Annotated in this window: 11 protein-coding genes and 1 pseudogene; 7 read left to right on the top strand and 5 right to left on the bottom strand. The window is 69.3% G+C overall.

Annotated elements, in window-relative coordinates:
* Together KVT45_RS42285 and KVT45_RS42280 are read left to right on the top strand one after the other, a co-directional pair.
* Positions 1-1,105 (top strand): carboxylesterase/lipase family protein (locus tag KVT45_RS42285; protein WP_217554784.1); only part of this gene is annotated, 1,105 nt, incomplete at its 5' end.
* Positions 1,106-1,726: 621 nt separating this feature from the next.
* A complete protein-coding gene (locus tag KVT45_RS42280) occupies positions 1,727-1,963 on the top strand; it encodes a hypothetical protein (protein ID WP_217554783.1) in 237 nt (78 codons plus the stop codon).
* Between the two features lie 298 nt (positions 1,964-2,261).
* On the opposite strand, the gene KVT45_RS42275 is transcribed toward KVT45_RS42280, so the two are convergent.
* The 3 genes from KVT45_RS42275 to KVT45_RS42265 all read right to left on the bottom strand — a co-directional run bounded on the left by KVT45_RS42275 (position 2,262) and on the right by KVT45_RS42265 (position 7,191).
* Complete coding sequence (locus KVT45_RS42275; RefSeq protein WP_217554782.1) at positions 2,262-5,555, bottom strand: S8 family serine peptidase; 3,294 nt, start codon at positions 5,553-5,555, stop codon at positions 2,262-2,264.
* 176 nt (positions 5,556-5,731) lie between these two features.
* Entirely contained in the window at positions 5,732-6,439 is a 708-nt protein-coding gene (locus KVT45_RS42270; protein WP_217554781.1) for a hypothetical protein, read from the bottom strand.
* A 116-nt stretch (positions 6,440-6,555) separates the two neighbouring features.
* Entirely contained in the window at positions 6,556-7,191 is a 636-nt protein-coding gene (locus KVT45_RS42265; RefSeq protein ID WP_217554780.1) for an RNA polymerase sigma factor, read from the bottom strand.
* Between the two features lie 263 nt (positions 7,192-7,454).
* On the opposite strand from KVT45_RS42265, the pseudogene KVT45_RS42260 reads away from it, so the two are divergent.
* The 3 genes and pseudogenes from KVT45_RS42260 to KVT45_RS42250 form a co-directional block, all read left to right on the top strand.
* A pseudogene (locus KVT45_RS42260) lies at positions 7,455-7,906 on the top strand (IS5/IS1182 family transposase); the annotation flags it as partial.
* A 273-nt stretch (positions 7,907-8,179) separates the two neighbouring features.
* A complete protein-coding gene (locus tag KVT45_RS42255) occupies positions 8,180-8,884 on the top strand; it encodes an alpha/beta fold hydrolase (RefSeq protein WP_217554778.1) in 705 nt (234 codons plus the stop codon).
* 73 nt (positions 8,885-8,957) lie between these two features.
* The gene (locus KVT45_RS42250) at positions 8,958-9,809 is read left to right on the top strand and encodes an alpha/beta hydrolase (protein WP_217554777.1); all 852 of its coding nucleotides are present in this window, start codon (positions 8,958-8,960) and stop codon (positions 9,807-9,809) included.
* Between the two features lie 51 nt (positions 9,810-9,860).
* Here KVT45_RS42250 and KVT45_RS42245 read toward each other — a convergent pair whose 3' ends face one another.
* The gene (locus KVT45_RS42245; RefSeq protein WP_217554776.1) at positions 9,861-10,856 is read right to left on the bottom strand and encodes a winged helix-turn-helix transcriptional regulator; all 996 of its coding nucleotides are present in this window, start codon (positions 10,854-10,856) and stop codon (positions 9,861-9,863) included.
* 100 nt (positions 10,857-10,956) lie between these two features.
* On the opposite strand from KVT45_RS42245, the gene eno reads away from it, so the two are divergent.
* Both eno and KVT45_RS42235 read left to right on the top strand, forming a co-directional pair.
* Positions 10,957-12,240: a phosphopyruvate hydratase gene (gene eno / locus KVT45_RS42240; RefSeq protein WP_217554775.1), complete on the top strand. Its 1,284-nt coding sequence runs from the start codon at positions 10,957-10,959 to the stop codon at positions 12,238-12,240.
* Between the two features lie 94 nt (positions 12,241-12,334).
* Entirely contained in the window at positions 12,335-12,757 is a 423-nt protein-coding gene (locus KVT45_RS42235; protein ID WP_217554774.1) for a molybdopterin-binding protein, read from the top strand.
* Between the two features lie 28 nt (positions 12,758-12,785).
* On the opposite strand, the gene KVT45_RS42230 is transcribed toward KVT45_RS42235, so the two are convergent.
* Positions 12,786-13,862 (bottom strand): cytochrome c oxidase assembly protein, encoded by a 1,077-nt coding sequence (locus KVT45_RS42230; protein ID WP_217554773.1) that lies wholly within the window; start codon positions 13,860-13,862, stop codon positions 12,786-12,788.
* Between the last annotated feature and the right edge of the window lie 60 nt (positions 13,863-13,922).

Genomic DNA, 13,922 nt, shown 5'->3' with positions numbered 1-13,922 from the left:
GACGATCAACTACCGGCTCGGGCCGCTGGGCTTCCTCTACTTCGGCGCCGAGCCCGGCGGCTCGGACACGGAGCCCGGCAACTACTGGCTCACCGACCAGATCGCGGCCCTGCACTGGGTCCGGGACAACATCGCGGCCTTCGGCGGGGACCCCTCCAACATCACGATCGCCGGGCAGTCCGGCGGTGCCTTCTCGGCCGCCGCGCTCGCCACGCACCCGCAGTCCAGCGCCCTCTTCCAGCGCGCCATCCTGCAAAGCCCGCCCCTGGGTCTGCGCATCCGCACCCGCACCGAATCCCAGGAGATCACCGCCAATTATCTGGACACGGTCGGCGCGAAGGACCTCGACGAGTTGCGCGAGGTCCCCTGGACCAGCCTGATCGAGGCGTGCGACGAGATGTTCAGGCGCTCCGCGCGCTGGGGTTACTGGCCGCTGGCCTTCGAGCCGGTGATCGACGACGTGAACCTGGCCCGCGATCCGGTGGACCTGGTCCTTGACGACGCCGCACTCGACATCGACGTCCTGATCGGGTGGACCAAGGACGAAGCCAATTTCGCCTTCGCTCTCAACCCGATGTACGCCGACACGACCCGGGAACAAGTCCTGGCCCGCGCGGCCGAGTCCTTCGGTGACAAGGCCGCCGAGGTCTACGCCGCCTACGAGGCCCGGCGCCCGGGCGCCACACCCCTGCAAGTCCTCATGGACCTGATCTCCGACGAGCTGTTCATCGCGCCGGACATCAAGGTGGCCCAGGGGCGGGCCGCCCGCGGACGGCCCGTGTGGGCGTACAGCTTCGACTACACAACCCCCGCGTACAACGGCCGGCTGGCTGCCGCACACTGCCTGGACCTGCCGTTCGTGTTCGACAACTTCGACAACTGGTCGCACGCGCCACTGGTCGACGGCATCGCACCCCCGGCCCAGCAGGCTCTGAGCACCGCGATGCACCAGGCCTGGATCTCCTTCATCCGCACCGGAAATCCCCAGCACGCCGAACTGCCGACGTGGGAGCGTTACACCGAGGAGGGCGCCGAGATCATGCGTTTCGACATCGTCAGCACGACGGCCGAGGGCCCGCGGGGCATTGTGACGGACAAAGTGTGACGCTCGATCGGGAGTCACACCCGCCCGGCCGCACGGTTCACCGCGCGAGGTCCGCCGGAATCACGTGAACGACCATGCATGTCACCAACATCGACAACATCGTGGCTGGCGCCGTTCTTCGCTCAGGGCGCCGGGTACCACGGCTCCGCCCGACGGATCGTGCCCGGGCAGTACCTCCGCTTCGTCGCAATCCTCGCCGGTGCCGTCGCCGCAGGGTTCGGAGTCACCCTTCTACCCGAACCCGTTGTCCCCTACCTCGGTTTGCTTCCGCTCGGGCTAGGCCTCAAGGTCGCGTGGCAGGCACGGAAGATACCGTCGCGTGAAGCCGTCCCACAAGGACAGAGACGCCACCCAGGCCCGCCGTACCACGGGTGGTGTCCGGTACCGACCTCCAATGGGTGCCGGCGAAGCCCTCCAGGATGGCCATCCTGGAGGGCTTCGTATGCCTGGCTCCGGACGACTTCGGTGTTACGGATGAGATGGCCGGCGTCGGTCGGCTCCCATGCACGTCGCCTTAAACTCCGCCCGGCGTGGACCGGCTCCGGTGACCTGGGCGGCCACCACGGGCCTACATCCTCACGATGGCTCTCGACAGTCCGCTGGACGATCCCCCTGTCGACCGTGCAGCGGGAGTTGTTGCCGCGCGAGCACGTCGTGGACAGCGGATACGTCACCCCGGCGCACATCGAGCGGGCCGCCCGGGTGCGCGGCATCATCCCGCTCGGCCCCGTCGTGGCCAACAACAGCCGCCAGGCCGAGGCCGGCCGACTGCCTGGCCTGCCCAGTCCGACCGGAGTGCACCACCTCCGTCACCCGGCCGAGCGCCGTTGCCCTGCTGCCCACCCGCGAACTCCATGAGATCCGACTGCGCAACCGGCTCGACCGGACCGCCGAAGCAGGGCAGCGCGCTAGGCGATCCGAGCCGGCATCGAGCCACCCTCTCGCAGAACGTTCGTGCCCACGGCCTGCGCCGCTCCCGTTACCGCGGCCTGGTGAAAACCCACGTCCAGCACATGTTCCCGTAGACACTTCGAGCACCAGTACGGCGCCGCTCCCACCGTGAGAGGTCACGAAGGGAGCGGCGCTGCGCGGTGCTCATGTACTGCGGTTCATGTGCAGCAGTGCTCATGACCGCGGTGCTCTTGCGGCGCGGTTCTCACTTGAGCAAGTACGCCTTGAGGACAGTGAGCGCGTACGTGTTGCCCTGCTTGTCGACGACCGTCGCCTTGAAGGAGACGGACTTCGCCTTCGCGGGGTGGCTCAGTCGAAGGTACTTCTTGCCGTCCTTGGTGGTGACCGGGGCGTTCCGCCAGGTGGCGCCATTGTCGTAGGAGACCTTGACGCCGAGCGACTTCAGGTTCGCGCCCGCGGCTGATCCCTCCACGGTGAGCGGCACGGTGAGCTTGGTGCCCGCCTTGGCGGTGCTGGCCATGCTGAGCTTCGGGCTGAACCGCAGGCTGGACAGCGGCAGAGTGACCGGGGTGTCGTCGTCCTTCTTCTTGGTGGTGAAGGTCCACGCCGCCGTGATCTCGCTGGACACCCCGCTGACCGACGCGGCACGGACATAGTGCGAGTCGATCCTGATCGTGGACTGCTCGCTGGGCAGACCGTCGATGGCCTTGCAGGCGGTCGGCCACTCCAGGAACTTCTCACCGTTGAGACGGAAGACGGTCTGGCCGCTGGTGACCACCGAAACACCTTCCATCGCCGCGCCGTTGCTGTACAACGGCATGCACAGTTGCATGAGGTTCCCGGTCCGGACCGGTGCCCCGACGGTCGGAGTGAAGGGCCCAACGTTGAAGGTGACCGTGGAGCTGCGCCCGGCCGGGTACGACCGGTAGTCGGTGCTCTGGCCGGTCTGGATCTCGCCATTCAGGGCGTTGTACTGATTGAAGGAGAAGGCCCACTTCAGGCCGGGCAGCGCCGAGATGTACTGCTTGGAGGTGACCGGCAGGTTCATGGTGCCGCCCGCGCCCGCAAAGCCGTCGGCCCCTTCGTACCCGGTCCAGGACGCGGTGATCGCGCCCTTCGCCTTGGGAGCCGACAGCCCCACCTTGGCGTTCACCAGGGTGAGTTCCCTCAGTGACGCGGTGTGGGTGAAGCCGGTGTACATCGACTTCGTACGGGTGTAGACGAGGTTGTAGCGGGTCGTTCCCTTGGACCATACGCCGCTGATCTGGGCGTTGAACTGCTTGCCGGGCAGCTGCGGACCGGCCTGGGCCACCCGTATCCCCGCGAAGGAGTCACCGCTCAACCACGTGCCGAACGCCGGCGATCCGTCCGGCTTGGTGACCGCGTAGTCGATTGACGCGTGGCCGATCTTCGCCTTGTCCGGCGCGGTGACGCGGATGGGCTTGGCCGTCCGGCTGTCGAGCGTCAGCGTCTGCGACTTGCCCAAGGTCAGCTTGGGCCGGACCACGAGGGCGCCGTCACTGTCACCGGGGCCAGTGGTGATCTGGTCCTCCACGATGTAGTCGTCCTTCGGCAGCCGGAAGGTGACGTTGCCGTTGCCGTCCGGATTCTGGAGCTGGCCGATCGTGCCGGTGTTGACGCCGAAGACGGTGACAGCGCCGCTCGTCGGCTTGCCCTGCGCGTCGAGCGAGCGAACGGTCAGGTCGTACGACTCCACTTCCCGCACCACCGAGACGCTGGTGCGCATGATCTGGCCGTCCGGCGCCTTGGCGATCACCGTGCCGCTGAACGCGCCGTCCAGGGAACCAGCCCGGGGGTCCGCGGTGACCTGAACACCGGCGCTGCCGCCCGCGGGCACGGTCACCTTCGGTGAGCCGAGGGTGAACATCCCCTGCGGGGCGTTGCTGTCCACCGAGACGTCGAGGGTGACGTCCGAGGCGCCGTCGTTGGTGAAGGTAACCGTCCTGGTGACCGGCTTGTCGTCGCCGTGCGGCCACTGCTGTGTACCGAAGTCCACAACGCCGGGTGTGTTGGTGAGGGTCTGCTTGATGCCCTTGGTCAGGTCCACCCGCCCGAAGCCCTGCTGGGCGTGGCTCAGGCCGTCGGTCGGCTCGGCGGAGTTGGTCAGCGCCTGCTTGAGCTGCTCGCCGTTCCATTTGGGGTGCTGCTGGGCGAGGATCGCGGCGGAGCCGGCGACGTGCGGGGTGGCCATCGACGTACCGCTCATCGACACGTATCCGTCGGCGGCGGGGGTGCCGAGGTAGCCGTTCGCTGCCCGCGCGGCGACGATGGAGACGCCGGGGGCGGTGATGTCGGGCTTTGCCCGGCCCTCGGCCGTCGGACCGACGGACGAGAACTCGGCGATCTGGTCCTGGCCGTCGACAGCGCCGACCGTGAGCGCGGACGCGGCGCTCCCTGGCGAGCCGATGGTCCGCGGACCCGGGCCCTGGTTGCCCGCCGCGACCACGAACAGCACGCCCTTGTCGGCCGAGAACTGGTCGACCGCCCGTTCGAGCGGGTCCTCCTCCGCGTCGTTGTCTCCGCCCAGGCTGAGGTTGACGACCTTGGCGCCCTGCTCGGCCGCCCACTCCATGCCGGCGATGATGTCGGACTGAGTCCCGGAGCCGGTGTCGTCCAGCACCTTGCCGTCGAGAATCCGCGCCCCGGGCGCGACGCCCCGGTATTCTCCGCCTGACTTGGCGCCGGAGCCCGCGATGATCGAGGCGACGTGCGTGCCGTGCCCGACGCGGTCGATGATGTCCCTGGAGTCGGTGAAGTTCCTCTCGGCGATCACCCGGCCGGCGAGGTCGGGATGGGTCTGGTCGATCCCTGTGTCGAGCACAGCGACCTTCACGCCTGTGCCGTCGTAGCCGGCCTTCCAGGCATCGGGGGCACCGATCTGCGAGACGTTGCGGGACAGGCTCGCCGTGACCTTGCCGTCCAGGTCGATACGTGCGATCCCCGGAGCCGCCTTACGGGCCTGCTGCCCGCCCTTGTCGGCGGCGTCGGTCGCCTCGGTCAGCGCCTTCCAGGCGCTGGTCGCGTCGGAGACGGGCACGGACACGGCATCCGCGTTGAGCACCGGCAGCGAGCGGGTACGGGACGCGCCCGCCGCGGTGATGTCCTTCTGCGCCTTGGACTTCGGTCCGGCCGTGGCGGGCTTGGCGTACGAGACGATCAGCGGCACGGAGCTGACGCGCGCGTCGTCGTACTGCGCCTTGACAAGACCGGCGACATCGAACAGGCGGCGGTCCAGGGTTCCGGCGGCCACCATGCTCAGGGCGTCGGAGGGAATGACGTACGAGATGCCCTTGATCCGGTAAGTCGAGATCCGGATTCCGCTGCGGCCCTTGCCCGGCTCCACTCTGGCGACAGCGCCCTTGCTGTCCACGTAGACCCGGTCACCGGTGAGCAGAGTGACCGACGTGAGTCCTCCGTCGCCGAAGGCCGCCGCCTTGACTTCCCGGCCTGTGACTTTCTGGCCCGCGCCCTCTTGATCCGATGCGGGCTGGCTCGCTGTGGCCAGGGCCGTCCCCACGGACAGTACGCCAATCAGGCCAAAGGCCAGCGAGATGCTGACCCGTTCTCTTTTCCTCAACTGATGTCTCCTCGAGTTATGTGATTTCCGCATACGCGAAAGGTCATGACGGCATGACGGCATGACGGCATGGCGGGACCAGGCGCCTGATCCCGTCCTGCCTAGGGCTTGATCCGTCAGTTCTCGCCGGCGGCGCGCTCCTGCGCCACGGACTTGAGGTCGGCCAGGGACGTGGTGAACTTGTTGTCCGGCGTCAGATCGCCGTCGGCGGTGCGCAGTCCCCTCACCGACATGGCGGCCGAACGGGCGGTCGCGGTGTCGCCCGTGACGTCGAAGATGCCGAAGTCACCGCTGAGAGGGCTGTAGTCCTCCCCATCGAAGCCGAGGTAGAGCACGGTCCGCTGGCCGGGCTCCAGCCTGGACATCTGGCCCGAGTCCGCGATCCCGGGGTCCAGCTGGGTCACGTTGATACGGTCCCCCGCGGCGACCCGCGAGCCGTCGGCGGCGTAGAGGACCTTTTCCACCTGGTATTCGAGGACGCTGTCTTCGGTTGAACCGGATGCAGCGACCACGGTGCCCTGTACGACGAGATCGGCGGCCGCCGTGAGGTCCTTCACGGTTTCGAAGCCGCGCAGCTTGCCCACGGGCGGGTTCTGCTGTGCGGTGGCGCTTGATCCCGGGTCGCCGGCCACGCTCTTGACGGGGTTCGGCGTACCGGCATGAGTGGTGTTGCCGTTGTCCCAGTCACTGATGACCACCGCACCGGTGATCACCGTCACGGCCAGCGCCGAGGTGACCAGGACGGGACGCAACCAGGGCCGGTACCGCGGGCGGGCGGGCGACTGCTGGGTGTTGGCGCGGTCCTCGTTGTCGATCACGGCCATCAGGCGCTTCATGTGCAGGGAAAGACGGTCGGCCGGCAAGTCGCGGGTACCTGGAGTCGGCAGGAGGGCGGCAAAGTCCTCCCGATCGGCCGAATCAGTCTTCGACGAATCGGTGGTCATCGCTGTCCCTTCTGTATGGGCCGCACCGCGTTGGTGTTGTTACCTGTTGACTGTCCGGAGCGTCCTCCGGAGTTCCCGTTCGGAAGGTCCAGCGCATCGACGGTGTGCTTGCGCAGCCGGGTCCGGGCCCGGGAGAGCCGGGACCGGACCGTGCCGATGGGGATGTCGAGAGCCTGGGAGGCGGCGGCGTAGTCCAGGCCCTCCCACAGGCACAGAATGACCACCTCGCGCTCGGGGCGACGCAGAGAGGCCAGCGCGGCGAGTGCCGCGGCGGCACGGCGATCGTCGTCGACGCGGCCGGCCACGTCGTCAGCATGGTCGCCCAACTCCGTGTCCATCGCGGCGAGCGCGGACACCGCGGCGCGGTAGCGGCGGTTCCCGCGCATGTGGTTCCGGGCGATGTTGGTGGCGATGCCCAGAAGCCACGGGCGCAGCGATCCTCCGCTTGGATCGACACGCTCGCGCAGCCGCCACGCCTCCAGGAAGGTGGCCGACATGATGTCCTCGGCGACCGACCAGTCAGCGGTCAGGCGAAACGCATGGTTGTAGACGACCTTGGCACAACTGCCGAACAGCTCCGAGAACGCGTTCCGATCACCGGCCCGCACCCGGGCACGCACACTAGTCTCCATAAACACCACCTGTCCGGGAGTACCCCCTTGAGTTTCAAGAGCACGTACATGTCACTGGTACAGCGGACTCGGAGGTGAGGGCCTGCTTCTCTCCCTGATGGCTGGGACGAGGATGACCTCGTTGAACAGGTCATGTCTGCCTGACATCTCGACCGGTTTCTGGATGCCTGCAGTTCCGTTCCAGACCACTTCGGCGCATCAGGACGCCGAACTGACGGCGTTGAAGGAACGGCCGCTGGACCACACCGTCTTCCCCTGAGCAACGGGCACGGCCGCAGGGCGGCGGGACGGCCAACGTGCCTTATGAGGAGCCGGCCTCTGGGGCCGTCTGCACGAAGCGGTCCGAAAAAGGGGCGAACACACAGGTCTGAGCCCCCTGGACCGCGGCAAGCCGGGTTCCAAGATGCACATCCTGTCGGACGCGAACGGACTGCCCCTCCTCGTCGGCGTCTCCGCCGGCAACGCCTACGACCGTGCCGACCTGCGCAGATGGCTTCGCTGGAAACGAATCGACGTGCGCATCGCCCGCAAAGGCATCGAGTCCAGCGAACGATCAGGACGACGCCGATGGGTCCTCGAACGCACCATGCCGTGGCTGTCCGGCTACCGCCGGCTCAGCCCCCGCTACGAACGCCACCCCCGAAACTACCTGGCATTTCTCGGACTTGCCGCCGCCCTGTGCTGCAACAAGCGACTCGTCCGCCTCACCACGTAGGACACGGTCTTAGTGCGCTCCGACAGTTCCAGGCAGTGGACGATCTCGCGCCAGGAGGCACGGGGCGACGCGAGCAGGACAGCCACGATGCGGCGGTCCGTTTCGTCGAGTTCATGTCGCATGATCTGCATCATATGGCTCACCTGTGTCGACTTTCCTATATCTGACCTCCATGTATGTGGGTGGATCTGGCAGGAGCCCGTATGACAGTCCTGTCGCCAGGGCTGTGGGCATGCCGGGCGGCCTCATCCGTTCGATGACACAGGAGAAGTGATGAGCGAGAACCCGCAATCCCAGAACATCGTCCTGGTCCACGGGGGCTTCGTGGACGGCTCCGGGTGGCAGGGCGTCCACAACATCCTGAGCATGCAGGGCTACCGCGTCAGCGTCGTGCAGAACCCGACGCTCTCCCTCGATGGCGACGTCGCGGCCACCCACCAGCTCCTTGAGGCACTGGACGGCCCGGCTCTCCTGGTCGGCCACTCCTACGGCGGCGCCGTGATCACCCAGGCCGGCAACCATCAGAAGGTCACCGGTCTCGTCTACATCACCGCTTTCGCCCCCGACAAGGGCGAGTCGGTGAGCACCCTCATCGCCGATCCCGCACCGGGAGACCCGGTGCCGCCCATCCTGCCGCCTCGGGACGGCTTCCTGTTCCTGGACCACGACAAGTTCGCCGCCTCGTTCGCCGCGGATGTGCCCGAGGAACTGGCGGCGTTCATGGCCGACTCGCAGGTTCCCTGGGGCGTCGCCGCGCTGGGTGGAGTTGTCTCCGAGGCGGCCTGGCAGACCAAGCCGTCCTGGTATCTGGTCGCGACCGACGACCGCATGATCCCGCCGACGGCCCAGCGCGCCATGTCCGAGCGCGCCGGCGCCACCGTCACCGAGACACCGGGCAGTCACGCCGTCTACGTGTCCAACCCCGCCGCTGTGGCGGCCGTCATCCACCAGGCGGCTCAGACACTCTCCGGCCGATAGGAGACGTGGCACCCTCCGCGTCGCCGCCGATCCGTCAGTCCCGTTCCCCCAAGCCCCATGCATGAGGAGTCCCATGAGTAGCGAGGTTTCCCGCCGTCGGGTGCTGGCCGCCGGAGCGGCGCTGGCCGGGTCGGCAGCGCTGGCCGTCGGCGCAGAAGGAACGGCCGGCGCGGCGACGGCCCCGGTCAGTACCGGTGAGGAGAATCCGAAGGTGAAGCCCACCATCGTGCTGGTGCACGGCGGCTACGCCGATTCGTCCTGCTGGAACGCCACCATCCGGAAGCTGCAGGACAAGGGCTACACCACGGTCTGCGGGTCCAACCCGCTGCGGGGCATCCCGACCGACGCCCCGTACATCGCAAGTCTGCTGGACTCCATCAGCGGACCGGTCGTGCTGGTCGCGCACTCCATGGGCGGAACGGTCATCACGAACGCCGCTGCCGGGAAGACCAACGTCAAGGCGCTGGTCTACATCGCCGCGTTCGTGCCCGACGTCGGCGAGACGCAGGGGGAGCTCATCACCAAGTCCCCCGGCAGCGAGGTCGGCCCGGTGAGCGTGCCGGTCCCGTACACGAAGGCCGACGGCACGACCGGAACCGATCTGTACCTGGGCAAGGACGGCCAGGCGGCCTTCGCCGCCGACATCTCCACCGCCGACTTCCGGGTCCTGCAGGCCACGCAGCGGCCGTTCGACGCCGATTCCTTCACCTACCCGACCACGGCGGCAGCCTGGAAGACGATCCCGTCGTGGGGGTTGGTCGCCGGACAGGACAAGGCGATCCCGCCGGCGTGCGAGCGCTGGATGTACAGCCGTGCCAACGCGCGCAAGATCGTCGAAGTCCCGAACTCCTCCCACGTCGTGATGCTCAGCCACCCCAGAATCGTCGCCGACCTCATCCAGGACGCCGCCGAGGCAACCAGCTGACACACACGACAAGTACCCCGGTCCACCACCACGGACCGGGGCGGGGCGGGTTCATGCCGTTCGGGTGAGGTCCGTGGCCAGCCGCAGGCTCTCCTCGACCGCGTGCGGGATGTCGACGACCGGGAACAGCACATGCCGTACGGTCCCGGCGGCGTCGGCGATCAGGACGAGGCGCTTGTGCCGCAGCCGGCCCGCGCCGCGGAACACCGGCAGCCGCAAGGCCGCGGCCAGTCGGTGGGCGGCGTCGGAGAGGAGCGGGTACGGGAGTCGCTCGGCGTCGGCGAACTCCCGCTGTTCGTACGTGAGTTGGGTGCTGACTCCGCGTACGTCCGCACCCGCCCGCCGGAAGTCGGGCCAGGCGTCCCGGAAGAGCCGGTTCTCCAGGGTGCAGCCCGCGGCACCGGGGATCGGGCCCCATTCGACGCCCGTTCCGGGGTAGGTGAACAGCACGGTGGCGGGGGCGTCCGCTGAGACGACGGGCACGGCGGGGGCGGCAGGGACGGCAGGGATGTCCGCGCCCTCCGTTCCGGGACCGGCGCCCACCGCTCCGGGACCGGCGCCCACCGTTCCGGGACCGGCGCCCACCGTTCCGGGACCGGCGCCCACCGTTCCGGGACCGGCGCCCACGGTTCCGGGCAGTTCGAGGCCGTCCGGCAGGCGGGTGCCGGGCAGGGCGTGGACGCGGGCGTGTTCGGCACCGTCCGCGTCCGCCGTCGCCGTGAGGGTGCCGTCGCCGAGGACCCACCGGTCGCCCCAGTCCTGCATGGCGACGAGCAGCGGGAGCAGTGCCGTACCGGCGTCGGTGAGCAGGTACTCGTAGCGCACCGGGCGCCGCTGGTACAGGCTGCGCCGCAGGACCCCCTGGGTGACCAGCCCGCCGAGCCGCTCGGTGAGCACCTTGCGGGACAGGCCGATCTCGGCGGCCAGGGCGTCGAACCGGACGTGCCCGCGGGCGACCTCCCGCAGCACCAGCACGTTCCACCAGTCCCCCAGGACCAGCGCGGCCTGGGCGACGCCACACGTCTCGTCGGCGTTGTGCATCCTCATGCACCCATAGTAAGTTCCCTTTCGGGACTCACTTTGTTTCTGATCGGAACTTACCGCCCGTCGGCGAGAGAACCGCGGGCCCAGCGTGAGGAGTTGCACCGTGACCGCCATCAGCCGCGTCGTCGCTCGGGAGATCATCGACAGCCGGGGCAACCCCACCGTCGAGGTGGACGTGGAACTCAGGGACGGCTCGCTCGGCCGCGCGGCCGTCCCGTCGGGGGCCTCCACCGGCGCCCGGGAGGCCGTGGAGCTCAGGGACGGCGACCCGGCCCGCTTCCACGGCAAGGGAGTGCTGCGCGCGGTCGACGCCGTCAACGAGAGCGTCGCGGACGCCGTCGTCGGCCTCGACGCCGAGGACCAGGCGAGTGTCGACCGCACGATGATCGAGCTGGACGGCACCGACACCAAGTCCCGCCTCGGCGCCAACGCCCTGCTCGGCGTCTCGCTGGCCACCGCCAAGGCCGCGGCCGCCGCCCACCGCCTCCCGCTGTACCGCTACGTCGGCGGGGTGGACGCCCGGCTCCTCCCGGTCCCGATGATGAACATCGTCAACGGCGGCGCCCACGCCGACAACCCGCTCGACTTCCAGGAGTTCATGATCGCGCCCATCGGTGCGGCGACCTTCGCCGAGGCCGTCCGGATGGGCTCGGAGGTCTTCCACACCCTGCGCGGCAACCTGCTCGCCGCCGGCCACAGCGTGAACGTCGGCGACGAGGGCGGCTTCGCCCCCGACCTGCGCACCGCCGAGGAGGCCCTGGACTTCGTGGTCCGGGCCGTCGAGCAGAGCGGCTACAAGCCGGGCACCGACATCACCCTCGTCATGGACCCGGCCAGCTCGGAGTTCTTCCGCGACGGGGTGTACGACTACACGGGCGAGGGCGTCCGCCGCACCCCCGCCGAACACGCCGACCACCTCGCCACGCTGGTCGACCGCTACCCGGTCGCGTCGATCGAGGACCCGATGGCCGAGGACGACCACGACGGCTGGCGCGATCTGACCGCCCGGCTCGGCGGCCGCTGCCAGCTCACCGGCGACGACGTCTTCTGCACCAACGAGACCCTGCTGCGGGCCGGCGTCCGCGACGGCATCGCCAACTCGATCCTGGTGAAGGTCAACCAGATCGGCACCCTCACCGAGACCCTGGCCACCGTCGCCACCGCCCACCGGGCCGGGTACACCGTCGTCATGTCCCACCGCTCCGGCGAGACCGAGGACACCACCATCGCCGACCTCGCCGTCGCCACCGGCTGCGGCCAGATCAAGACCGGGTCGCTGTCCCGCGCCGACCGCACCGCCAAGTACAACCAACTCGTCCGGATCGAACAGGACCTGGGCCCCCAGGCCCGCTACGCGGGCGCCGACGCACTGGGCCTGCGCCGCTGAACCGGCCCGACCGCCGAACCCGCTAACTTGGAGCCGGATTCATTACAAAATCCACCAATCCAGCTCTTTTCCCTTCCCTGTGAGGCGGCCCGCCATGAGCCTGAGCATCCGCAACCAGATCCCCGGCACCGTCACCGCCGTCACGCCGGGCGAGGTGATGGCGACCGTGAAGGTCCGTCTCGACGGCGGCCAGGAGCTCACGGCCGCGATCACCCTGGAGGCGGTACGGGAGCTGGGACTCGCCGAGGGTTCGGCCGTACGCGCGATGGTGAAGTCCACCGAGGTCGCGCTCGCCACCGCCCGCGTGCCGGGCGCCTCCATCCGCAACCAGCTGCCCGGCACGGTCAGCGACGTGGCCACCGGCGGGGCGATGGCCACGGTCAAGGTCGCCGTGGACGGAGGCCAGGACCTCACCGCGGCGATCACCAAGGACGCGGTCGGCGATCTCGGCCTGACGGCCGGTGCGCCGGTCGTGGCGCTGATCAAGGCGACCGAGGTGTCCCTCGCGACCGCGTGACCTCACGCCCCACCGCTGAGGGCCCCGGTCACTTCTCGCCGTGCTGCCTGCGGATCCTCGCGGCCACCTCGTTCTCCTCCGTCTCCCACCAGGGACGGACCCGGTCGGCGACCGGAGCGGGGCCGGGAGCCGTACCGGCCGTGGCGGCCGTGGAAGCCGTGGCAGCCGTGGAAGCCGTGGCAGCCGCAGGGGCCAGGGAACCCGGAGAAGCCGGAGAAGCCGGAGAAGCGGGGGCTGTCGCGGTGGCCATGGCGAGCTGCTCGTCCAGATGGCGGTCGAGGGCCGCCGCCTGGACGCGTTCCGTCCGCGCCCACTGGAACAGGATCGCCAGCAGGAACGGCAGGGCGACCAGTTCGGCGATGCCCAGCATCGCGCCGCCGCCGATCTGCTGGTCGTGCCGGACGTCGGGGGCCCAGGACGGGTGGTGGTGCAGGTACCACGCGCCGGCGATCAGCGTGCCGTGCGTCATGACGACGACTCCCGGGACGGCGTCGATCACGCCGTCCAGGAAGACCAGGGCCGCCCGCACCGGATGGGTGCACCAGGCCGGCAGGGTCTCCTCGCGGGTCAGGACCGGTACGACGAAGAGGCAGCCCGCCACCAGCAGGTGCAGGTACATCAGCTCGTGCAGCCAGCCCACGCGCAGCGCGGTGGCGAAGTACGGGGTGAAGTAGATCGTCAGCTCGGTGGCGAGCACGAGGGCGGTGCTGACCAGGGGAAAGGTAAGGAGGCGGACCAGGCGGCCGGTCATCGCGCGGCGGACCCGGGCCGCGGCGCCCGCCGGCAGCGCCTCCGCCGCCAGCCGCAGCGGGTCGCCCAGGGCCAGGCCGAGCGGGGCCACCAGGTCGAGCAGGATGTTCTGCACGGCCGCGGGCCAGAACAGCACATGGTCGTAGACGGCCAGGCCCGACATCGTGGCGACGACCAGCGCGCCCAGGCCCAGCACCGCGAAGGCGGCGGCCCGGGCCTGCGACCAGGACCCGCCCCTGCCGCGCACGCGCAGCACGCCCCAGCCGTACAGCCCGCCCAGGGCCAGGACCAGCAGCAGCGCCGGCAGGTCCAGCTGCCATGACGTCAGCAGCCGGCCCACGGTCAGCTCGGCCATGCGGCCCACCCTCCTTCGGTCGGGGACGAAACGGGTCAGGTCAGGTCCACTGGGCGACGC

Origin of the sequence: Streptomyces sp. GbtcB6, assembly GCF_019091475.1 — a bacterium.
Classification (GTDB): domain Bacteria; phylum Actinomycetota; class Actinomycetes; order Streptomycetales; family Streptomycetaceae; genus Streptomyces; species Streptomyces hyaluromycini.
The sequence above is the reverse complement of the archived record's forward strand: the minus strand, read 5'-3'. Positions and strand labels throughout refer to the sequence as shown.